The 23,894-nt window shown below is 51.3% G+C and carries 15 protein-coding genes; 12 read left to right on the top strand and 3 right to left on the bottom strand.

The window, feature by feature from the left end:
* The first annotated feature begins 145 nt into the window (after window positions 1-145).
* The gene (locus tag AC50Y5_RS20740) at window positions 146-4,648 is read left to right on the top strand and encodes an invasin domain 3-containing protein (RefSeq protein WP_494863448.1); all 4,503 of its coding nucleotides are present in this window, start codon (window positions 146-148) and stop codon (window positions 4,646-4,648) included.
* A gap of 102 nt (window positions 4,649-4,750) precedes the next feature.
* Here the strand turns inward: AC50Y5_RS20740 and AC50Y5_RS20735 are convergent, their stop codons facing one another.
* The 3 genes from AC50Y5_RS20735 to AC50Y5_RS20725 form a co-directional block, all read right to left on the bottom strand.
* A complete protein-coding gene (locus AC50Y5_RS20735) occupies window positions 4,751-6,259 on the bottom strand; it encodes an S-layer homology domain-containing protein (RefSeq protein WP_494863447.1) in 1,509 nt (502 codons plus the stop codon).
* 63 nt (window positions 6,260-6,322) lie between these two features.
* Window positions 6,323-8,083, bottom strand: a complete 1,761-nt coding sequence (locus AC50Y5_RS20730; protein ID WP_494863445.1) for a glycosyltransferase — start codon at window positions 8,081-8,083, stop codon at window positions 6,323-6,325.
* Window positions 8,084-8,236: 153 nt separating this feature from the next.
* Complete coding sequence (locus AC50Y5_RS20725; RefSeq protein WP_494863443.1) at window positions 8,237-8,956, bottom strand: response regulator transcription factor; 720 nt, start codon at window positions 8,954-8,956, stop codon at window positions 8,237-8,239.
* A gap of 282 nt (window positions 8,957-9,238) precedes the next feature.
* Between AC50Y5_RS20725 and AC50Y5_RS20720 the strand changes: the two genes are divergently transcribed.
* From AC50Y5_RS20720 to AC50Y5_RS20670, 11 genes are all read left to right on the top strand, one after another.
* Window positions 9,239-10,429, top strand: a complete 1,191-nt coding sequence (locus tag AC50Y5_RS20720) for an ABC transporter substrate-binding protein (RefSeq protein WP_494863441.1) — start codon at window positions 9,239-9,241, stop codon at window positions 10,427-10,429.
* 34 nt (window positions 10,430-10,463) lie between these two features.
* On the top strand, window positions 10,464-11,423 hold the full coding sequence (locus tag AC50Y5_RS20715) for an NHLP bacteriocin system secretion protein (protein ID WP_056040934.1): 960 nt from the start codon (window positions 10,464-10,466) through the stop codon (window positions 11,421-11,423).
* Window positions 11,424-11,619: 196 nt separating this feature from the next.
* Entirely contained in the window at window positions 11,620-13,776 is a 2,157-nt protein-coding gene (locus AC50Y5_RS20710) for an NHLP family bacteriocin export ABC transporter peptidase/permease/ATPase subunit (protein WP_081419050.1), read from the top strand.
* Window positions 13,777-13,802: 26 nt separating this feature from the next.
* Window positions 13,803-16,721, top strand: a complete 2,919-nt coding sequence (locus AC50Y5_RS20705; protein WP_494863439.1) for an NHLP bacteriocin export ABC transporter permease/ATPase subunit — start codon at window positions 13,803-13,805, stop codon at window positions 16,719-16,721.
* 102 nt (window positions 16,722-16,823) lie between these two features.
* The gene (locus AC50Y5_RS20700; protein ID WP_056040939.1) at window positions 16,824-17,207 is read left to right on the top strand and encodes a hypothetical protein; all 384 of its coding nucleotides are present in this window, start codon (window positions 16,824-16,826) and stop codon (window positions 17,205-17,207) included.
* Between the two features lie 177 nt (window positions 17,208-17,384).
* Entirely contained in the window at window positions 17,385-18,668 is a 1,284-nt protein-coding gene (locus tag AC50Y5_RS20695; protein ID WP_494863434.1) for a dicarboxylate/amino acid:cation symporter, read from the top strand.
* Complete coding sequence (locus AC50Y5_RS20690; protein ID WP_494863431.1) at window positions 18,640-19,530, top strand: GNAT family N-acetyltransferase; 891 nt, start codon at window positions 18,640-18,642, stop codon at window positions 19,528-19,530. The genes AC50Y5_RS20695 and AC50Y5_RS20690 overlap by 29 nt, the downstream gene beginning before the upstream one ends.
* A gap of 18 nt (window positions 19,531-19,548) precedes the next feature.
* Window positions 19,549-21,984, top strand: a complete 2,436-nt coding sequence (locus AC50Y5_RS20685) for a beta-ketoacyl synthase N-terminal-like domain-containing protein (RefSeq protein WP_494863429.1) — start codon at window positions 19,549-19,551, stop codon at window positions 21,982-21,984.
* A gap of 66 nt (window positions 21,985-22,050) precedes the next feature.
* Window positions 22,051-22,356: a phosphopantetheine-binding protein gene (locus AC50Y5_RS20680; protein WP_056040947.1), complete on the top strand. Its 306-nt coding sequence runs from the start codon at window positions 22,051-22,053 to the stop codon at window positions 22,354-22,356.
* Window positions 22,353-23,096: an SDR family oxidoreductase gene (locus tag AC50Y5_RS20675; RefSeq protein WP_494863427.1), complete on the top strand. Its 744-nt coding sequence runs from the start codon at window positions 22,353-22,355 to the stop codon at window positions 23,094-23,096. Before AC50Y5_RS20680 ends, AC50Y5_RS20675 begins: the two co-directional genes overlap by 4 nt.
* A gap of 29 nt (window positions 23,097-23,125) precedes the next feature.
* The gene (locus AC50Y5_RS20670) at window positions 23,126-23,857 is read left to right on the top strand and encodes an SDR family oxidoreductase (protein ID WP_494863425.1); all 732 of its coding nucleotides are present in this window, start codon (window positions 23,126-23,128) and stop codon (window positions 23,855-23,857) included.
* Window positions 23,858-23,894: the final 37 nt, after the last annotated feature.

Genomic DNA, 23,894 nt, shown 5'->3' with positions numbered 1-23,894 from the left:
AATTTTAGCGAAAATATGGTGGGATGGCGATGGTACGAGTTGGAGGTTTACGAAGTGGTATAGCGTTGTTTTTTTTGCGGTGGCTTTAGTAGTTGGCGGAATTACTTTTTTTAACAGTTAGAATGAATTTATTTATTGGGGGATTATGATGAAAGCATGGAAATGGAATAAACGATGGATTGCTGTATTTCTTGCAGTTGTACTTTTACTGGAGCTGCCATCTGTACGCTTAGCTGAGGCGGCGGGAACTGCAGTATTGGATCAGGAGAGTTTAGTTGTGTATGGGAATATATGGGTAGATGCTGTGAACCCGCGCTATCAAACCTTTACCCCAGCGGTAACGGGATACCTTGATGCCATTCATTTAAATCTTTCTGGTTCCTTTGGTTCTCCTGGGGCTCTTATCATTAGCATCTATAAGGAAGGCAACCTGTCAACCCCGCTTGGATCTGCACAATTAGCAGCAACGGGGTCAGACTGGAACGCAGTTGATTTTTCCGGGACATCGATTTATTTAACAAAGGAAACGATGTATCGAATGGTTGTTACTACGGAATATGCAGGCGGCTCGGGTTTTGGATGGTATAACAGCTCTACTGATACTTATACAAGAGGTTATTCTATTGCCAGCAGCCGTGATTTTTCTTTTAAAACATACATGGTCCCAGACTATTCGCTCTCTCCGGCCTTGAGCACCGTTTCAAGCGGTCAGGCGAGCCTTGCTGCCGACGGCACAAGCCAGACAACCGTGAGCGTGCAGTTGAAAGATGCGCAAGGAACGGCAATGACAACGGGAGGGGAGACGGTTGCGATTACGGCGACGAAGGGAACCGTAAGCGCCGTAACGGATAATGGGGACGGGACGTATTCGGCGACTTTGACTGCGCCGACAACAACGGGCAGTGCGACCGTGAGCGCGACCGTAGGCGGTCAAGCAATACCATCAACAGCGAGTGTGCAGTTTGTGGCAGGTGCGCCGTCTGCGTCGCAAAGCACGGTTGAAACGAGTGTTGCAACGCTAACGGCTAATGGTACGAGCCAGACGACTATAAGTGTGAAGCTGAAAGATGTGTATGGCAATGCCTTGACGAGTGGAGGAGCAGCAGTAACGATTGCTGCATCGAAGGGAACGGTAAGCGCTGTAACGGATAACGGAAATGGGACCTATACGGCAAGTTTAACTGCTCCTGTGACAGTAGGTAGCGCGACCATCAGCGCAACCGTTGGCGGTCAATCGATCACGTCAACAGCGAGCGTGCAGTTTGTGGCTGGAGCTGCTTCAACGGCGACAAGCACTGTGGAGTCAGCAGATGCGACCTTGACTGCCGATGGTGTGAGCCAGACAACGATAAGCGTGAAGCTGAAAGACGCGCAGGGCAATGCTTTGACGAGCGGAGGAGCAGTGGTAACGATTGCTTCGACGCGGGGGAACGTGGGCTCCGTAACCGATAACGGAGACGGAACTTATTCAGCGACACTGACAGCTTCGACAACGGTAGGTACCGCGACCGTCAGCGCAACCGTTGGCGGTCAATCGATCACGTCAACAGTGAGCGTGCAGTTTGTGGCCGGAGCTGCTTCAACGGCGACGAGCACAGTGGAGGTGGCGGATGCGTCCTTGACCGCCGATGGCACGAGCCAGACGACGATCAGCGTGAAGCTGAAGGATGCGCAGGGCAATATCTTGACGAGCGGAGGAGCAGCGGTAACGATTGCTGCTACTAAGGGGACGGTAAGCCCCGTAACCGATAACGGAGACGGAACTTATTCGGCGACATTGACAGCTTCAGCAACAATAGACAGCGCGACCGTCAGTGCAACTGTTGGAGGCCAGTTGATAGCGTCAACAGCGATCGTGCAGTTTGTAGTCGGTGCCGCTTCAACGGCAACGAGCACTGTGGAGGCGGCGGATGCATCCTTGACCGCAGATGGCGTGAGCCAGACGACGATAAGCGTTAAGCTGAAGGATGCGCAGGGCAATACCTTGACGAGCGGAGGGGCAGTGATTACGATTGCTTCGACGCGGGGTACCGTAGGTGTCGTTACGGATAATAGTGACGGAACGTATACGGCGCTGCTGACTGCGTCATCAACAGCAAGCACCGCTATTGTGAGCGCCAAAGTTGGCGGTCTGGCGCTTGCCGATACGGCAACCGTATCGTTTGTTCCAGGAGCTCCATCCGTATTAACTAGCAGAATTCAAGTGTCAGATGGGTCCCTAACCGCTGACGGAGCAAGCCAGACAACGATTCATGTAAGTCTGAGCGACGCACGGGAGAACAGTTTGACATCCGGTGGAGCGACGGTAACGATTGCTACGACGCTGGGTACTGTTAGTGCAGTGACGGATAACGGTGACGGCACGTATACAGCAACGCTGACTGCTCCGAATACGTTAGGTCAAGCGATTGTGAGCGCAACTGTGGATGGGCAGACGATACGGATGAGCGAAGAAATCGAGTTCATCGCCGGGGAGGTAAGCCCCTCCCAATCAACCGTCACCGCAAGTGCGGCAGTGGTTCGGGCAGACGGCAGCAACAGCGCCTTGATTTCCGTGAAGCTGCTGGATGATCATAACCATCCGATAGTGGGGCAAACGGTGCGGCTTCAAGCAAGTGGCGGGCACTCCATAATTGCTCAGCCTGCTGTAGTGACCGATTCAAATGGAATTGCTGTCTTTGCGGTGAGTAATACAGCCTCAGAGGACGTTACTTATTTTGCCGAAGAAGAGGAGAGCGGAGTTACGCTGGACCAAACTGTAGAGGTATCATTCGTCTATGATCAGCCTCCAACTATTGCACTGCAAGCAGACCCAACTGCAGCAACTTTTGGAACGGTGACTGTTCATACGTCGGCAGCAGCTATAGGGGAATTCAACCACATCGCTTCGATAAAATGGGCGGAAGGAAGTCGCAATGTCTCCTATTTTGAAACGGATGGCACGGAAATAACGGATCCATTTACCGTACAGACGAACGGAGTATATTCTGTCTACGCCCTGGATACCACAGGAAATGCTGCTGTTGCTACGATTAACATTCAAAATATCGTTCCTTTAAGCAGCAATGCGGATTTGTCGGAATGGGAATTAGCGGGAGCTGAAGGCGCGGTGAGCTTCAATTTTGATCCGGCCATTACGGATTATACTGTCAATGTGAGTCAGTCGACAGCTGGTTTGAACATGACACTGACCACGTCAAATGCCTATTCCGAAGTTTACGTAAACGGTACACAGGTGACGAGTGGCACGGCAACCGATGAATATTCGCTTGCTACGGGTAACAATACGTTTGAGGTTCGGATCGAGGCGCAGGATGGCACGATTAAAAACTATAAGCTCAACGTAAACCGCGCAGCAGCCGCTAATTCCAATTCAGGCGGCACCTCCAGTACGACTGCTTCTGCAGCGGATAAGTCGATTGTAATTCGAATTAATGATAAAGAAATAGCGGGTGCGGCTTCGCTCCAGATGGAAGCAAACGGGGCAAAGCGTATCAATGCCAAATTGGATGCTGTTACCATCAGTAAGGCGACGGGTTCATTGTCCTCTTCGCCAGAGCAGACGATCTCTATTTTCATCGAAAATGAGGCGGACCAAGTCAGCTTGCAGCTTACGGCTGATGCAGCGGTCATGCTCTCCCAAAAGGCTTCGAGCGTTACATTGATGACGAAGTACGGACAGTATCGTTTGCCTATGGCCGAGCTGACAAGCAAGGAATACGGTTGGAGCAGTGCAACTGATATTCGCATTATGATAGGAATTGATAAAAGTAAAACGATAGCCAGCTTACAGCATGAGGCAGAAAAAGGCGGCTTTCAGCTCGTGGGAAATCCCCTTCAGTTTAAAATTGAACTGATCACCCCAAGCGGGCCAAAAGAGCTTTCCAGCTTCAATCGCTATGTGGAGAGGATCATTTATTTGCCAAAGAATGATTCCGGAATGGCCTCAACAGCAGTAGTGTGGGATGAGACGCTTGGCGTACATCCAGCACCAACGGTGTTTATGGAGCTGAATGGACGACAGGCTGCCATTATTCAAGGGTTTACGAACAGTACCTATGCACTCGCACTCAAAAAATCCGATTTAGTGGACATTCAAGGACATTGGGCTGCTGCAGAAATTTCCAGCATGAACAGCAGAATGATTGTTAATGGCCAGGATGAAAGCCATTTTAATCCGGAAGCTCCCATTACCCGTGCTGAAATAGCCGGATTGCTTGCAAGAGCATTAGGTTTGCCGAACGTAGGAAATCATACGGACTTCCACGACGTAAATGAGTCGAGCTGGTATAGTGGCGCTGTAGCTTCTGTAAAGGCCTATGGTATTATGGACGGGTTTAAAGACGGAACGTTCAGGCCAAACGAGCAGGTATCGAGGCAAGAAGCTATTGTCATCATCGTTCGTGCGCTGAGACTGGCAGAAGGGGCTTCGCTTGCAATAAATGACAATACAACAGTGGATTTATCCGAATACGCTGACGTTAATCAAATTGGGGAGTGGGCGCGCGAAGCGATACAGATTGCTATTAAGGAAGGTCTTGTAAAGGGCTATGGCAATAAGCTGCAGCCGAAAAAATTATTGACACGCGCTGAGACGACCGTGCTGATTTATCGAATGCTGCTGCAAGCAGAGCTAATCAACGATTAATTTTAAGTAGAAAAATGCGAAAAGACACTGCCAAGCAAGGCAGTGTCTTTTCGCATTTTATAGTCGACACCGCGATATCACTTGAAACGATACATAAAAACGTTAAGAACCTGTAGCTCCTGTAGCGCCGGTAGCGCCAGTAACTCCTTGAATGCCCTGAGCACCAGTCGGTCCAGTGGCGCCAGTAACTCCTTGAGCACCAGTAGCTCCTGTAGCACCAGTATTACCCTGAACGCCCTGAGCTCCAGTAACTCCAGTGGCGCCAGTAACTCCTTGAGCACCAGTAGCTCCTGTAGCACCAGTATTACCCTGAACGCCCTGAGCACCAGTAGCTCCTGTAGCACCAGTATTACCCTGAACGCCCTGAGCTCCAGTAGCTCCGATAGCCCCTGTAACGCCAGTAGCACCCGTTACCCCAGTAGCACCTGTTGCACCGGCCGCGCCTGCACCTCCAGATGAGCCATTCGCTCCTGCGGCTGCAAGAACCATATAATCAGCTGAGTTGTTCGGCAGCCCGGCGGGTGGAGATTTCACCACCACATAGGTGCTGCCGCTATAAGTAACTACTTGATATTTCTCATAAGTAGCAGCTTGGCTGGCATCAAAAACGACAATGCCTTCAAAAATAGATTTCAGCCAATCCTGCTGCGCCTGTTGATTTTGTCTTTCGATGAAAGACAGGCTGGCGCTCGGTTCCACATAGAAGGCAGTTTCTCCCGTATAGACGACCGCAATCATCTGTCCGGGCTGAAGCTGCGTGCCCTGTACAACCGTGCCTGCATTGATTTCAAAATGAATGGATTCGCCACTGTCGGAAAATAAAGTGATATCGTTCGCAGATAAACGGACGAGCATGCCGCGGACGACTTTATCGGTCTGGTTCGCATAAAGCTCGGCGTTTGCTACGATAGCAGCCATTTCCAGTCGAGTAACGCTGATTTCCGGACGGAAGGTACGATCTGCATACCCACTTGCAACACCAAGTTTAATGGCGGCATTTACATAACCCAAATAGGCAGGAGATATTTTTTTAGCGTCAACAAAGGAGGGCTTGCTGCTTGTAAGCTTAATGGCTGATGCTTCTTGGCCGAGTGCCCGGACAATCACTTTCATCAACCACTCGCGGGAGACATTCGTTTTGCCCCAAGTTTCGGAGGCCGCCTTCTCTTCCTCTGGTACAATAATACCTTGTTCAATAGCTAAAGCAATCCAATCCTGAGCCCATAGGCTGGCTGAAAGCGGAGACTTCGCTGCGCTTTTCGGGGGCGTTTCCACACCCTTAAGCCGGAGCGTCATAATGAGCGCTTCCTCATAGGTCATTTTTTCATTGGGATAAAATAAATTTTGTTTATTATTGCTGATAATCCCCATCGCGCTTAGCTTCATGACCGCCGGGTAAGCCCATGAGCTTTGCGGGACATCGCTGAACCGGAAAGGCTCAGCTGCTGCTGCATGGACACCAGAAATGCCAAGTCCCGATACCGTGCCAGTCATGGAGCCTACAGCTCCTAAAGCGAGTAAAACCTTGGAAGCGCTTTGACGTAATGAATTGCTCTGCTGCGCCGCTTTGCGGTATTTGCGCATTTCCTTCTTCAACAAACGGTCATTCATTTTAACTCACCCTCATTTTCGTATAATGTCCTGCTTATATGTAAATTGGTTATTCAACGGAAGCTAATGACTAACTAAGTGTTCAGCAAAATAGAGCCTGTTCCGCAATACGCTTTCATGATTCGGAACAAATACAGCGGCCTCCTCGTTATGCATCCGCGCTAGCTCCGGCATATTTAAACGATCGTAGCATACGCATAGCTGCAAGTGAGGCACCCAAGTCCGGCAGCCGTGTGCCTGAAGCGAATTGGTTTGAAGGAAGGAAGGGATGTGCAGCGCCTGCTTGTACCACGAGATAGCCCCGGCATAGTCACCCTCCTCCATATGATAAAAACCGAGGCGGCAGCAGTTTTCCGGTCTGGGTGAGGCATAGGTGAAGGATTGCAGCACCATTTTTCGTGCTTCGCCCAGCTTCCCCAAAGCATGAAAAGCATCCGCAGCGTTTCCGCATGCAGCGATGTTATCGTCCTGCCAGCCTTCTCCTTGGTCCAGCATCTTTTTGTACTGGGATATGGCGCGATCCCACAGCTTGTGATCTTTCAGCTCATTTCCATAATAAAAAAGATCGCGTGCCGAAAAGCGTTCCCCGCTCTGCTCCCGCTCCTCATAAATGAGCAGATTGCGCATGGACTGGGAATGCTCGCGTCGATGGGTAACGGCCGCATCAGACTTACGGATTTCTCCATGTACGGCCAAATATTCGTGAACTTGTCCAATCCATTGGAAGCCTCGTTCTCTTCTCACGATACGGTTGCGGCGCAAGCTGCTGGAAACATTGCCGTCATCATCAAACGAAAGATGATACGGCATGGACACGGCATCCACATCTGAAGTCAGCTCGGACAAGGTTTGCAGCAGCAGCTGGGTATCCTCAGGCAGCAGCACATCGTCAGCATCCAGCCAAAAAATGTAGTCCATCTTCGCCTTACTGAAAGCATAATTACGCGCCTTGGCAAAATCATTCACCCAGGCAAAATCATAGATGCTATCGGTAAAATCACTAGCGATGGCTTTGGTTTTATCGATTGAGCCTGTATCGACGATAATAATTTCATCGACGGCAGCATTGACGCTGGACAAGCAGCGCGCAAGGGTCTGCTCTTCATTTTTTACAATCATGCATAGGCTTACGGTAAAGGGACGATTGAGAATTGGAGGGTGGGTCTGAGGTGGTTTATGATCGTCGTGTTCAGTAGGGAGAAGATTAATGACCGTGTAATCTTGGGCGACAGCCAGCTCGTAGCCAGCCGGAATGGCATCTAGGCCAACAGTTGAAAAAGCAAGGCTGCCCTGTTCAGGCTGAAAATAAAAACCGCGCATTTCGATGAAGGCGCTCTTGCGTATGACGAGCAAGGGTCCCGCCAGCGTGTTCACTTTGCGGATTCCGCGTGAACGAAGCGCACGTCTTCCTTTTGCCAGCGTATAAAGCGAGGCGATATCAGAGTAATCGTATTCCAGCCGCTGCTCCCCGGTTATGTCATTCATCATAGGACTAATAACCGCAAGGCTGCGGTTATCTTCCAGACACCCAGCAAGATCGGCCAGCCACTGGCTGGTCACCGCGATATAATCATGCATAAATACTAATAATTCGCCTTCAGCCAGGGAAGCTCCGATTTGGAACCCTTCGGCAGCGCTGAGTGAGCCAGGCCAAGTTAAGCAGCGAAATCCCGGCATGCCCTTATATCGCTCAAGTCCGGAAGGGTCATCCAGCTCATTGATTACAATCAGCTCATAAGGATAAGCTGTATGCAATTGAATGCTTTGGATACAAAAATGGAGCCTGTTCATTCGCTCGGCAAAGACAATAATGGAAACGCTCATTGCAGCCCCCTGTGTAGTAGACGAAAATGGCTTCTTTCACTTATATGTTATGAATTCTACCATATCCAACAATGAAATAATATTGGGCTTTTAGATTAAATGAGAGGGAATTTATACTGCGGGATGAATAAAAATGAACCGATGCCATCCCATTTACTCATTGGCTTCGGCAGGCTTGTCGTTGAACTTATAGCCGACGCCGCGAATGGTGCGGATATAATGCGGCTTTGCTGGATTTTTCTCCAGTTTTTTTCGCAAATTATAAATATGTACCATGACGGTATGCGTATCTCCCATATGAACATCATCCCAGAGCAGCGAGAAGAGCTGTTCGTTTTTGTATACCCGATTTGGATTTTTAGCGAGATGGAACAGCAGCTTGAATTCCTTGGCCGATAGGGAAACGGGCTTGTTGTCCACGAGCACAAGGTGGGTGGCAGGATCAATGAGCAATTGATCAAATTTTAACGTTTTATCGGATACCTCTTCGTGCTTATGCAGCAAATTGCTTCTTCGGATATGTGCTTTAACTCTGGCGATTAGCTCAATCGGGCTAAACGGCTTCGAAATGAAGTCATCCCCTCCAAGGCCAAGCCCCAGCACTTTATCAATATCCTCATCCTTGCAGCTGACGAACAAAATCGGCACATTGCTCGTTTTGCGAATTTCGCTGCAAATTTGAAAACCGTCCATGCCTGGCAGCAGCACATCGAGCAGCACCAGATCAGGAGCATGCTCCTGCGCGGCTCTAAGGGCATCCACCCCATTGTAGGCAGAGAGCGTATGAAACCCTTCCCTTTTCAGAGACATGGTCAGCAATTCATTAATTTCATGATCGTCATCCACGATCAAAATCGTATTCTTTGAAGACATAAGATAGCCATTCTCCTCTTGTATAGCTTGCTGGTTGCGAGCGAGTAGATTTCTCTTCTCTAGCAGCGGCATACCCTGCCGAAAGTCTCAAAATTATCCTGTTTTAAGTATCTCATGTTCGCAAAAATATGTCGATTGGATAAATCAGATTTTAAATGAAATTGAGGTTATCTTGACTTTGAATTGATGGTTTAACATTTTGGGCTATTTTATAATGTAGGGCAGTAGGACTTGATAGGTATAAAGGTTTAGTCAGGTTTAGTTTTGAAGGGAGATAGCCTAGTGAATGTTATTGGGGAAACACGCCGAAAGGGGCTGTTATGGAAAATCGCACTGCTCGGAATCGCGCTGACGATAAGCGGATGCGCTTCGGCCTCCGAACCGGATCAAGCTCGGGAGCGGGCGCTTAGCAGCTCGTCTGGCGAGGTGGTCATTGGAGCGGTATGGCCATTTGAGCAGCAGAACGATCAATTCCATGAAGGTCTTCAATTGGCGCTTGAGCAAATCAATCAGAAAGGTGTTCTGGGCGGAAAGAAAATCCAGCTGATGGAAATGGATGATGAAGCCTCTACGACAAAAGGCATGGCGATTGCGCAGCAATTTGCGGATAACCCTGCTGTCAGTGCAGTCATCGGCCATCGTGGTTCTTCAGTAACGGTACCGGCATCACGCATTTATGCGCATGCGGGCATTGTGCTGCTGACGCCGGCATCAACATCACCGAAGCTGACTGATGTGAACAGCTCTTATATTTTCCGCAATATTCCTAATGATAATCAGCTTGGACAGGCGCTTGCCATGTACGCAGGAGGAACGAAGCACCGGAATATAGCGATTTATTATACGGACGACGAGTATGGAAGAGGACTGGCGAATGCTTTCGAAGATCAGGCATCCCAGTCGGGGCTTCGCGTCGTTGACCGTCTATCAGGCTATAAGGATACGGCTGATATTTTGCGCATTGTCGATAAGTGGAAAACGCTTGATAGCGATCTTATTATGGTGGCCGCGAGGGCAAGCGAAGGAATCTCCTTCGTAAAAGCCATTCGCGCAGCTGGCATGGATATTCCCGTCATTGGCGGCGATGCGCTGGATTCGGCGGAATTTGCCAAAGCGGGTGAAGCGGTGGAAGGAACGATTGTCGCTTCCGTTTATTATGAGCTTGGACCTTCCGAGCTTAATCAAAGCTTCCGGCAGCAGTATATCGACAAATATGGGAAGGAGCCGGGCAAATGGGCTGCACAGGCCTACGATTCGCTGAGGCTGCTTGCTGACGGCATCGAGAAAGCGGGCTCCCGCAGCCCGAAAGCGATAGCTGCCGCGCTGTCCGAGCTGAAGGGCTGGGAAGGGGTCACAGGCCAGCATTCCTTCGATGCAGAGGGCGACGTTCAGGGCATGAGCATCGTCATGAAAAAGCTGGAGGCAGGAACCTTCAATCGTCTGGATGAGGTGCTCCTTCCAAATCCATTGTAAGGCAGTGTTAGGCTTCAACACTTGGGAGGTAGCGATGAATAATCATGTTTTTCGTAAAGTGGCACTTGAGCGGCTGTCTTCCCCGGAGCAGCTCGACAATTTGGTTCGGGTAACCTCGCCTCGCGGCTGGCTTATGCTCACGGGTGTAGGCTTGCTCATTGTCGCCGCCTTGTATTGGGGGATATTCGGCACAATGACCGTCAAAGCGGATGGGCCGGGTGTACTCATTCGCCCAGGCGGACTGAAAACGGTTCATGCCTCTGCGGCAGGAGCGATGTCTGATATTCGTGTGGTCGAAAATGACACGGTGAAGCAAGGCGAGGTCATTGGCCGGATGGAGCAGCCGGAGCTGCTGGAGCAAATTAAACAGACTAAGCTTGCCATTGCGAGCCTTGAAGGGGCGACAGCTGAAGACAGGGCAGGCCGTGTAGCGGAGCTTAAAAGCCTGAAGCAGCAGCTCGAGCAGCAGCAGCTCGGCTATGAATACAGCACAAGAGTAATAAGCCCGTATACGGGCAAAGTGAAAGAGGTTTTGGTGAAAACCGGCAATTACATTGGTGACGGCTCTGATATTATCCGGCTGGAAACGTACGGCGTGCAGACGGATGAATTGATTGCCGTGCTGTATGTGCCGGTCAGTCAGGGCAGGCAGCTGCTTCCGGGCATGGAGGTACGCGTTTCGCCAGGCTCCATTAACCGCGAAGAATTTGGCTCGCTGGTTGGGCAGGTCGTCTCGGTATCCGAGTTTCCAGTAACGGTGCAGGGAATGATGTCTACGCTGGGCAATGAAGGTCTTGTACAGCAAATGGCGTCGCAGGGCGTATCGCTTGAAATTCGCGTCAATCTTGCCCCTAATTCCGAGATGGCAAGCGGGTACAGCTGGACGACGGAGCAAGGTCCGCCCGTTCGGCTGAACAGCGGCATGATGGTCGATGGTTCCATCACGGTCAGCTCGCAGCGCCCAATTGCGACCGTCATTCCATATTTTAAATAATTAAGAAGGGCGCGGTGAAAAAGGCGCAGCGGAATGAAAAGTTTGGGCTGGAGAAACGCAAGTGTTCGCTTTTAGCCTTGAATTTCCCCGGACACGGGTATATTCATAGAAATTCAAGGCTAATGGCGATCGGAGGCCCTATCTTTTCATGCAGCGCAGCCTCTTTTAACCACGCCTAACAGAGGAGAGCGGATTCGTGGCCTCAAAAAGAGTAAAGACGCCAACCGTATTGCAAATGGAGGCCGTAGAGTGCGGAGCGGCTTCACTTGCTATCGTGCTCGCTTATTACAAGAGCTTCATTCCGCTTGAGGAGCTGCGAATTGCCTGCGGTGTCTCCCGGGATGGAAGCAAGGCCAGCAATGTGCTCAAGGCAGCGCGCCAATACGGCATGGAAGCGAAAGGGTATCGCAAAAATCCGGAAGATCTAAAAACGATGGAATGGCCGCTGATCATCCACTGGAATTTCAATCATTTCCTTGTACTGGAGGGCATTCATAACGATCGCGTGTTTTTGAATGATCCGGTCACGGGTCCCCGTGAAATTACATTCGAGGAGTTTGACCAATCTTTTACCGGCGTTGCCATTGCAATTAAGCCATCCCCTACGTATGTCCGTCAAGGGAAAGCGCCAAGTGTGCTAAGCTCGCTGTCCAGCCGAATCAAAGGGTCGGAAAAGGCGCTCATCTTCGCCATAGTGGCTGGATTATTTCTCGTATTGCCGGGCCTAGTTATTCCGGTGTTCAGTAAGGTGTTTATTGACCAAGTATTGCTGGGCAATTTGAAAAATTGGCTGTTCCCGCTGCTTATCGGCATGGGGCTGACCGCTTTGCTCCGGGCGTTTCTGACGTGGCTGCAGCGCTATTACTTGCTCAGGCTGGAAATGAAGCTTGCTCTAAGCTCATCCAGCCGTTTTTTCTGGCATGTGCTGCGGCTGCCGATTGAGTTTTTCTCCCAGCGGTTCAGTGGAGATATTGCGGCAAGAGTTGCCATTAACGACCGCGTTGCCCAACTGCTTTCCGGGCAGCTTGCTGTAGCGGCGCTCAACTGCGTCATGATTGTATTTTATTTGCTGCTGATGCTGCAATACAGCATAGTGTTGACCGGCATCGCTATCGGGGCTTCCCTGCTTAACCTTGTGTTCATGCGGTTTATTACTCGCAAACGCAACGATCAAAATTTGCGCCTGCTGCAGGAGGCTGGCAAGATGCAAGGCGTATCCATGAATGGACTTCAAGTCATTGAGACGTTGAAATCGAACAGCTCCGAGGCGGACTTTTTCGTCAAATGGTCGGGCTACCAGGCGAAGCTGCTTAATTCCACCCAGCAGTTTGGGGTGTCGAATCAGTTTCTAATGGCCGTTCCTGCTTTGCTGACGAGTCTAAGCGCCATTGCGACTTTGTTTCTCGGCGGCTTTCAGGTTATGGATGGGGCGCTGACCATCGGCTCGCTGGTCGCCTTCCAAAGTCTTGCCGCAAGCTTCAGTCAGCCGGTCAACGAAATGGTTGCGCTGGCGGGCACGATTCAAGAAGCGGGAGGAAGCATGAAGCGGCTGGATGATGTGCTGCAATATCCGATTGATAGACAAATGCAGCAAAATCAGGAGCAGGCTTCTGAGTCGCCTGATATGGCGAAGCTATCGGGGCAAATTGAAATTAGCAATTTGACGTATGGCTACAGCAAGCTGGAAGGTCCGCTGATTGACCGGTTTAATTTATCGATTCAGCCGGGAATGAAGGTCGCATTGGTTGGCGGCTCCGGCAGCGGAAAATCGACGATTGCGAAGCTGATTGCCGGCATTTACGAACCGTGGGACGGCGATATCCGCTTCGACGGGTTAAAACGCGATGAAATTTCCCGCAATCGGATGGGCAATTCGCTTGCCGTTGTCGATCAGGACATTGTGCTGCTGGAAGGAACGATTAAAGAGAATATTACCTTTTGGGATTCTACCATACCGGAGATAGACGTTGTTCGGGCTGCAAAGGATGCGGTGATCCATGATCATATTGCGGAGCGCAGCGGCGGTTATGAGCATATGATTTCGGAAAATGGCGGCAATTTCAGCGGGGGGCAGCGCCAGCGTCTGGAAATTGCACGGGCGCTGGCTGGCAACCCATCGATTGTTATTTTGGATGAGGCGACAAGCGCGCTGGATCCGGCAACGGAGAAAAAGGTAGACGATAGTCTGAGGCGCAGAGGCTTGACCTGTATTACGGTGGCCCATAGGCTCAGCACCATCCGGGATGCGGATGAGATCGTTGTGCTGGAGCGCGGAAAGATTATTGAACGGGGCACGCATACTTCTCTCATGGAACGAAATGGCTATTATACCCGTCTCATTCAAAATCAATAGACATGGTGCGAAAAGGAGGTGGAAAAGTGGCTGAAGCAATAAAATTCAACCTGCATTCATTTTTTGAAGAATACGGTGCCTGTCATGAGGTGGAAGGCAACAGACCGATCCTAATAACCGATCAAAATGATGTATGGTACGTCGATTCCGGTTATGTGGATATTTTCGCCGTGACCCTTGAGCTTGAAAATGGCGGGACGAGAAACAAGCGGCGCTATTTATTCAGTTTGGAGGAAGGGGCTCTCCTATTCGGTTTTGAGGATTATGCAGGGGTAGAGAAAGCGGGCTTGCTGCTGACAGCATCCGTAGGCACGAAGGTATTCCAAATGAACCGGGATATGTTTATGAGCCGCAGGGCGGAATACAGGCTGAGCGACGAGAAACTTGGCCCTTTAATTGATCAATGGGTAGGCTGCTGGTCAGCGGCGCTGAGTGTGCGGAATGCCCCGCCGGAGTTTGAGCTGCTGGAGCAAAGCGAGCACCTTGAGCTGGCACCCGATCAAACCTGGCGGTCTCTGCAAACGGTATGGGTGAAAATACGTGACGGCGTCGTTTACTGGGTATCCGAACATCCGATTACAGCGGAGGAGCCCTATTACATACCCGTGACCTCCTCCAGCTGGCTGGAAACGAAGCAGGCTGCGGAGCTCGAATTGCGGAGCACGCTTGATTGGCTGCAAAATGATCAGCAGCTGCAAGGCTTATATGCATTTCATCAATTAATTGCAAGCCGCCTGGCTGTGCTGTTGACGAAGGAGCGGCTGCAGGAGCATGAACGCCTGCTTCGGCGAACAGAGCATGACGATTCGCTAATGGATCATGCGCTCAAGCGCTTGCTTGCCGTTACAGGACCGGAAGATCAGCGAGCTGCTGCTTTCCATTCAACCGATCCGCTGTTTATGGCCTGCCGCATCGTCGGCGAATATGCCAGCATCGTCATCAGGCCTGTAGGCAGAAAGCTTAAAAAACAGTCGCAGCGTTCACCTATTCAGGAACTGGCTGAATCCTCTGGCGTCCGCTCCCGCAAGGTCGTACTCAAAGGGGAATGGTGGAAGGAGGATAACGGGCCGCTGGTCGCGTTCATGGAATTATCCCGTGAGCCCGTTGCCCTGATTCCGGCTTCTGCCGGCTCCTACACGTGGGAAAATCCGCTTAGCGGCGAAAAAGGCATCGTTCATGCCGATATGGCGGCGGGCCTTGAGCCGATGGCTTATATGTTTTATCGAACGTTTCCAGCTCGTGTGCTCGGCATAAAAGACATTTTGCAGTTTGGCACGCATCATTCGATTCGGCGGGATCTCATTATGGTTCTGCTCATGGGTGCGTTAGCCGGCTTGCTAGGCATTATGCTGCCGGTTGCTACCGGCATATTGGTAGATACGATTATACCGGAATCTTATCGCGGACCGCTCGTCCAGATGGCGCTGATTCTCGTCTCTGCCGTCCTGTCGATTGCCTTGTTCCGGCTGGCGGGGTCGCTCGCTTCGATGCGAATGGAGGGACGGGTAGAAAGCTCGATTCAGGCGGCGATTTGGGATCGGCTGCTGAATTTGCCGGTATCCTTTTTCCGCAACTATACCGCTGGCGATTTGGCATCGAGAGCGAGCAGCATAAATACGATCAGGCAGCTTTTATCAGGGGCGGTTTTGGGCTCGCTGCTGACGGGTGTATTTTCTATTTTTCAATATGCGCTGCTGTTTCGTTACAGCCCGAGTCTTGCTTTAGTGGCCGGGGGTCTTGTGCTCATTTCCATGACGTTTACGGTTACCATTGGCTTGCTGCAAATTCGTTACCAGCGCAGGCTGCTGGATATTCAAGGACGTATTTCCGGCACAGTGCTCCAGCTGCTGAACGGCATTAGCAAATTTCGCATGGCGGCGGCGGAAAACCGCGCTTTCTTCTTATGGGCAAGAGCGTTTGCGGAGCAAAAGAAATTGTCCTTCAAGGTTAGAATGCTGGATAACTACTCCAGCGTGTTTCAATCCTTTTTCCCCTTGGTCACCTCCATGGTGTTGTTTTATTTGGTCGTTTCCAGCAATTCCGCGCTGTCGGCGGGACAATTTATCGCTTTCTTCTCCGCCTTCTCCAGCTTTCTAATGGCGATGCTGGCGATGGCTTCCGCGCTGCTGTCGGTCGTGCATATCGTGCCGCTGTATGAGCGGGCGAAGCCGATTTTAAGGACGCTGCCCGAAATGCATGATCAGCTGGAAGATCCGGGCGAAGTGAGCGGGGCGATTGAAATTCGCCATATCCAGTTTCGCTATGCTGAGGATCAGCCGCTTGTGCTGAATGATCTGTCGATGAACATTAAAGCAGGGCAGTATGTCGCCTTCGTCGGTGCTTCCGGCTGCGGCAAGTCCACGCTTATGCGGCTATTGCTTGGTTTTGAGCAGCCTCAAGGCGGCTCGGTTTATTTTGACGGACAGGATTTGCGCTCGCTTGATGTGGGGCTGCTGAGGAGCCAGTTTGGCGTTGTTTTGCAAAACAGCAAGCTGATGTCCGGCGATATTTTCACCAATATTATTGGCACCTCCGATTTGACGCTTCAGGATGCTTGGGAAGCAGCGGAGATGGCGGGCTTTGATGACGATATCCGCAGCATGCCGATGGCGATGCATACGGTTATATCCGAAGGCGGAGGCACGCTTTCCGGCGGGCAGCGCCAGCGCCTAATGATTGCGAGAGCGATTGCCAAGCGGCCGAAAATTCTCTTTTTTGACGAGGCTACGAGTGCGCTGGACAACCGGACGCAAAGCATCGTCAGCCAAAGCTTGACCAAATTGCAGGTGACGAGGATCGTCATTGCCCATCGTTTGAGCACGATTACGCAGGCTGATCACATTTATGTGTTTGATAAAGGGCGAATTATTCAATCCGGCACTTATGAGGAGCTGCTGCAGCAGCAGGGCTTGTTCGCGGAGCTTGCCAGCCGCCAATTGGCGTAACAATTGAACTAAAATTGAACGAGAGTTGAGAGCAGATTGAAGCTGGGCTGTTATTCTAATACCTGTAAGAAACAAAACTACATTTATTGGAGGAATTAAATCATGAGTTGGAATGAACAGCAAGTTACGGATACGGTAAATGCAGTAATCACGAAAGCGAATTCGGATGCAGAATTCCGCGCGCTTGCAGTAAGCGACATCTACGCAGCAATTAAAGCAGCAACAGGACATGAGGTTCCACAAGAATTTAAAATCAACATCGTTGATGCAACTGGCTACCACGCGACAATCGTACTGCCGGAAGTACGCGGCGCGGCTGATGAACTGACAGAAACAGAACTGGAATCCGTTGCTGGCGGCAGCAAATCGGGAGCTAATGATTTCTTTAATGGCGTAGGCTCTATTGCCGAAAATGCAGCTAACACAGCAATCCGCGTTGGCGAAAATATCGGTAATGCAACAGCTGACCAAATCAGAAATGCTTAATTCCTTTATTCCTTTCATACTTAAATAGAGCTTGCATTGGAGTGATATCCGCCGCTGAGGCACGATGTCACTCCAAATTTATAGAGAAGCGATGAGAGGGACAGCTGCTTGCCAGCGAGTGCCCGCGGTTTCCAGCGGAGGCTGCTTCGTCGCAATGCCTAACAAGAGGGTGCTTGTGTGTCGGTTGTGTCTGTTTTGTCATTCAAATGGATCAAGTCTTTCTGGATGATTATGCTGTGCATGGTGTCGGGTATAGCTACTGGCCTCTATGCGCCAAGTATCGCTCATTCTGTAGCGGATTTCGGCGATCTTTATTTATCCTTCCTGAAAATGTGTGTCATTCCGATTATGATGACCGCCATTATTTCCAGCATCGGCAGCTTATTCATCAATAGCGGCGCCATGAAAACGATTGGACGCATGTGCCTCGTCTATGCCGCTGCACTCGTCATTTCCGGCGTATTCGGGCTGGTATTTGGAGAAATCGGACATCCGGGGGCCGGATTGCCGGAGCAATCGAAGCAGGTGCTTGGTGCGATCGTCAACGACTCCAGTACAAATGGAGCGACTGTAGAAGAGGAGAAGTCGCAAGGGATTTTGCTGTTTTTGCTCGATATGATCCCGTCTAATATTTTTACAGCACTGATGGAAAACAATACGCTGCAAATTTTGTTTTTCTCCGTTATCGTCGGCGTAGCCGTTGGCATGATGCGAACGAGTCAAGGGGAAGATGTGCTGCAGCTGGCGGATGTGCTGTTCCGTGCTTTTCAAAAGGCGATTTCCTGGTCGATGTACGCGCTGCCGTTTGCTTTGTTTTGCATGATGGCGGGTCAGTTTGCCACGTTGAACTTGGACATTTTGCCCGCCATGCTCAAGCTGATTATGATGTTTTATCTCGTTAGCGTCGTTTTAATTATCGTCTCCGTCGCCGCATTATCAATGCAATTGCGCCAGCCGGTCAAGGTGGTCATCAGCGCTTTGAAGGAGTCGCTTATTTTAGCATTTGGCACGCGAAACAGCATTGCTACCGTTCCATCCTGCATGCATGCTTTAAGCAAAGAGCTGCAGCTGCAGCCGCATGCGATTCAACTGGTTGTACCGATCGGCATGATTATGTGCCGTTACAGCATGGTGCTTGTCTATACGCTAGGCATTGCATTTACCGCTCAATTGTATGAATACGACTTTACGATGATGCAGTGGATGCTGGTGCTGGTCGGAGCTGTGCTGACTTCTATCGCAGGAGCAGGTTCGCCGGGCGTCGTATCCATTGGCATGATCGCGATTATAGCAGGGATGCTGAAGCTTCCGGCTGAAGTGACGATCATTTTATTGCTGGCAATCAATCCGATTATCGATCCCATTATTACGGCGGCTAATGTATCTATTAACTGCGCTACAGCTTCACTTCTGTCAGCCAGAAAGGAACCTCATGTACAAGATAAAGAGATTAGCGCCTAATGACAGATTGAAATACAAGCCGCTCATGTTTCAGTGGCTTTATTTGCAATTGGAGCAGAGCGAGAGGAGCGGTCAAGGGCAAAGCCGCTTTTTGCTGATAGGGGCGGAAATGGGAGATGAGCCGGCAGGCTTGGCTGTGCTGGAACTGCGGGAAGGGGCAGGGGCGCAGCATGCGATATTGCAATGCCTGTTCGTAGCGAAGCCATGGCGCAGGAAGGCAATCGCCTCCTCCATAATGAGAGAAGTGCGAAGCCTATGCCTTGAGAAGCAAATGGCAAGCCTTGAAGTTTATTATTATTCCGGAAAGTCCTCTACGGAGTCGATAGAAGCTTGGCTGCAAAAAGAAGGCTGGACACATCCATTATGCGATGCGGTTGTTTTCCATATTAATCGCGATATCGCCCGCGCAGGCTGGCTTCGGGAACGGCCTTTGCCAAGCGGCTTGGAGCTGTTTCTGTGGGCAGACAAGAAGGAACAGGAGCTTAAGCAATCGATTGAAGCAGCGGCAGCTGTTTTTCCAGATTTCCTGTCGCCGTTCAAAACCTTTGCGCCTTTGGAGCCAAGCAACAGCCTTGGGTTACGCTCGGAGCAGGGCATTAAGGGCTGGTCGATGACGTACCGGCTGAACGAAGAGACGATATTGTACGATGCGGTATACATTTCGCCGGAATATCAGCAGATAGGTCTAGCTTTCCATATGCTGGCGAGGTCGATCCGCCTTCAATTGGAAGCGGGCATTCCCTACGGCATTTTTACAGTGAACCGAGGGACCCCTGTCATGATGAAGCTCGCGCAGCAATGGCTTGCGCCTTATTCATGGAAGACGAGCGAGAAGCGGATTAGTTATTTGCCATTGAAGTAGGGATTTGGGGGAATGAACATGAAGGACAATGAACGCACCCATCGTATTGCGGTAACAGGTATAGGCGTATTGTGCGCGCTGGGCAATGAGCCGCAGGCCGTCTTTGAGCGAATGCTCGCGTCAGAGACAGGAATTGGGACAGTTACCCGTTTTAAGACGGACACATTGTTAAGCTCGCTTGCCGGACAATTGGAAGAATCGTGGCGGGAATCGGCACTTGCACATACGGCGGATCAGTCGATGGACTGGTGTGCGCGGTATGCCATTGCGGCTGCGAAGCAGGCGCTGCACAGCAGTGGCCTTACTATAGCACCAGGAGATTCCGCTGTGCAGACAGCAGCAGTTGATTCAGCAGATGTCGCTGCAACTGCAACTGCTGCTGCGCATCAGATCCCAGCCTCAAGAATTGGGCTGGCGCTTGGAACGTGCAACGGCGGCATATTATCGCTGGAGAAGCAGTGGGATTTGTCGGCGCTGGATGAGGAAAATACAGCTAATTATCCCTTTTACCAGCAGGGGGATGATACTGCGCGGCTGCTGGGCGTGCAGGGACCGGTGGCGACGTTAAATACGGCATGTGCCGCTAGTGGCAATGCAATCGGCTATGCCAGCGATATGATTCGCTGGGGATATGCCGATGTCATGCTCGCAGGCGGTTCAGATCCGCTGTCGCATAGTGTATATGCCGGATTTAATGTACTCCGGGCGCTTAATCCGCTGCCATCCTCGCCGTTTGGCAGCCGCTTTGGCCTTAATCTGGGCGAAGGCGCAGCATTTATCGTGCTGGAGCGGATGGATGCCGCTGCTGCGCGCGGAGCGACCATCTATGCGGAGCTATGTGCCTATGGGCTGAGCAATGATGCCCATCATATGACGGCTCCGCATCCGGAAGGCGCAGGGATGCAGCGGGCGGTAGATATGGCCCTGAGCCTTGCGCAGGTTGCCAAACAGGATATTGAATACGTGAACGCGCATGGCACCGGAACGCAGGCGAATGACCGCGCGGAAATTAGCGGTTTGAAACGCAGCTTTGGCGAGCAGCTGACCATTCCGGTCAGCTCAAGCAAAGCGTATTTTGGGCACAGCCTAGGTACCGCTGCTGCCCTTGAGCTTGTCACTTCGCTTTATGCGATCAAGCAAGGCTATGTGCCGGCAACGCTGCATTTTGACACGGCGCGCGAAGGCTGCGAAGAGGCGGATATTATTCAGCACAGCATGCGCCCGATGCGTCCAAAGTATATCGTCAGCAATAATGCCGCCTTTGGCGGACACAACGTTTCATTAGTGCTGCGGACGGATGATTTGAGTGAAGCAGCGATACTGCATACGGAAAGCATAGCCCAGCTCGCCAAGCGGCGGGTTGTCATTACCGGGCTTGGCGCTGTTGGAGGCGGCCATATTCATCAGGGCAGCATCCTGAATGGGCTTGCAGAGGACGCTTCCTCAGAAGCAGTCGGCGCATTCTCTTTTTCCCTGAAGGAGTATGACAAAAGCAAATATGAGCGCCGAATGAATCAGCTGTCGCAAAATACGATCGGAGCAGCACTTGCTGCACTGGGGGACGCGCAAATAACCGAGGCGGAGAAGGAAGAGCTCGGCTTTATTTTTGGCACAGCCCGGGGCAGTACAGATAGCATTTCGCAATATTTGGAGTCGGTATTTGTGAAAGGGCCGGAATATGCGAGCAGCATTTATTTTCCGCATACGGTCATTAATTCAATTGCCGGGCAGACGGCGGAGAAGCTGAAGCTGCTGGGCTTCAACAGCTCATTCAGCACGGGAGGCAATGAGGGCCTGACGGCAGCGCTGTATGCTGCTGGCAAAATCCGCGAGCGTACGTTGTCCTCCTGCCTTATTGGAGCGGGAGATGAACGCTCGGCGCTGTCGAGCGACATTGACCGTGCGAAAGGCTTGCAGGCGAGCCGCTTTCGGATGGTAGAGGGCAGCGTCTGTATGGTGCTTTGTGATCTGGAGCAAGCGAGGCAAAGGCAGACCGGCATTTATGCGGAATTAAGCGGCTTTGGCACCGCCTTTGGAACAGCGGCAAATGCTTCTCAGCAGGAAGCGACGCTTTGCAAAGCGGTAACCGAAGCATTAAATGAAGCGGGAATTGGCATGGCGCAGCTTGACCTGATTTTGCTGAATACGGTCGGCAGGCCTGATGAAACAGAAGGCGAGCATCGCGCTCTATCTTCATTGGCCGCCCATGGCCAGACGCCGCCCATTATTAGCTTCAATGAATGCGCCGGCTTCGGCGAATCCTACAGCTCGATGCTGCATCTTGCTGCGGCTGCGGAGCTTGTGAACGGCAAAGCCGCAAGTGAAGTGGCGAGCGGCGCCTATGCCCATCTGGGTTTGCCGCAGCAAACGGCTCAGCTTCAGCATGTGTTAGCGATAAGCTCGACGGTCAACGGCAGCTACTGCGCGGCAGTTGTAAGCGCATGGAACGATTGACAGGCACTGGCACGCGGCAGCTATTTTCACGCATAAAAAAGGTTAATACTAAGGAGGCGCATACGTATGAGCGTAGAGCAGATTTTAGACATGGAAACGATTAAACAGACGATTAAGCAACAGCTGTTAATTGACAGGCTTAAGCTTGAGGATATTACAGCGGAGGAAATTACAGACGATTTGATTTTATTCGGCGATGGGCTGGGCCTGGATTCGGTAGAAGCGTTCGAGGTAATGGTAGGCATGGAAGAATTGTACGGGGTAATGGTGGAGCAAATTCCTGCCGATGAATTAAAAATTCATTTGAAAAATGTCCAGTCCATAGCCGAGCTGATTATGGCAAGCCAGCAGAAGGGGACCGAAGGGCCATGACCTTTCGTGATCACGTCATTTTGATTACTGGCGTAACACGCGGCATTGGCCGGGCCATCGCCCTGCGATTCCTTGCAGAAGGAGCTGTCGTTGCCGGCATTTATGTGCGGGATGATGAAGCGGCGGAGCAGCTGCGGGGCGAGGCTGAGGAAGCTGGCGGACGGATTAGTTTGTACAAAGGCTCTGTCAGCGATCATCATTTTGTAGCAAATGTAATGAAGGACGTTTTCGATACGTATGGCCGTCTGGATGTGCTGGTCAACAATGCAGGACGTACGAATGATCAAATGGCGCTATTTATGGAAGAGCAGCAGTGGAATGAGGTGCTGGATACGAATTTTATCGGCACCTGCTGCTGCTCGCAGGAGGCGGTCAGCTATATGCTGCGCCTTGGGAAGGGCGCCATTATTAATATGGTGTCCGTCAGCGGCATTTACGGACGCGAAGCCCAGACGAATTATGCGGCATCCAAAGGCGCGATTATGGGCTTAACGAAGCTGTATGCCCGGCTTTACGCCTCGCGAAACATTCAAGTTAGCGCTATTGCGCCAGGCATGATTGAGACCGAAATGGCCCAAGGAGTGCCAGCGGAGAAAATGGCTGATTTTTTAAAGCATACGGCAGCCGGGAGGCTTGGCTCAGCTGAGGAGGTAGCCGAAGCGGTTATGTATTTGGCGGGACCTCTAGCAAGCTATCATGCAGGTCAAACATTGAAAATAGATGGCGGGTTTTTGCGTTAAGCTGGATTGGGATAGGAGGGGGAATGAGGATGAAAACCGCATTTTTGCATCATGCCGAAAGTGCTTTGGGCACAGCGATAGCGCTATATTTGCTGCAGCGGGGCATCCGGGTTGCGGCGAGCTTCCAGACGCCTGAGCAGGCGGAGCAGTTTAAGGCAGAGCTGCCGCCTCCGTTGCAGGAACAATGTCAGACGATTGTTGCGCCGGACGTCCAAATGAAAGCAGTCGAGTCGGCTATTGCGGGCATAGCCGAGCAGATGCAAGGGCTTGACCTGTATATTCATGGCCATGATTGGGTCGACGAGCTGGAGGCGCTGCAGCATGATCCCGCCGAGTTCGCCTTGAAGAGCTACAGCCTTCTGAGCGAGCTGTTTTTGTACAGCCGGGCGGCGGGGAGCGTGATGGCCCGCAAGCAGCGGGGGCAGATTATCGTGCCGATGCTGGCAGATTCGCTGCATTACGACGGCTTTCCTTCGTCCCCGGTATATAATCAGGGAGCGCTCGCTTTTGTTAAAAGCTTCGCCAAGGAGCTGTCGCCGTTCCGCGTCAGTGTAAATGCACTGACATTTGGGTATTTTCGCAGGGAGAGGCAAGCGGCTGCTGGTCGAAGTAATCGCAAGGCGTTTGATATTTATGCATTAAAACCGCCATTGCCGGAATTGGAAGAGCTCGCCCACGGGCTCGGCCTGCTTCTTGATTACGGTCATGGCATGAGCGGTCAAAATACGACATGGGGTTACGGTATTCAGTCTGTTCTCTAGCAAGGACATGAGAGCGCGGCTTAAGGTAACCTTTGAA

The organism is Paenibacillus sp. JT22N7 (genome assembly GCF_059383875.1).
This window is presented reverse-complemented; position numbering and strand designations above follow the sequence as displayed.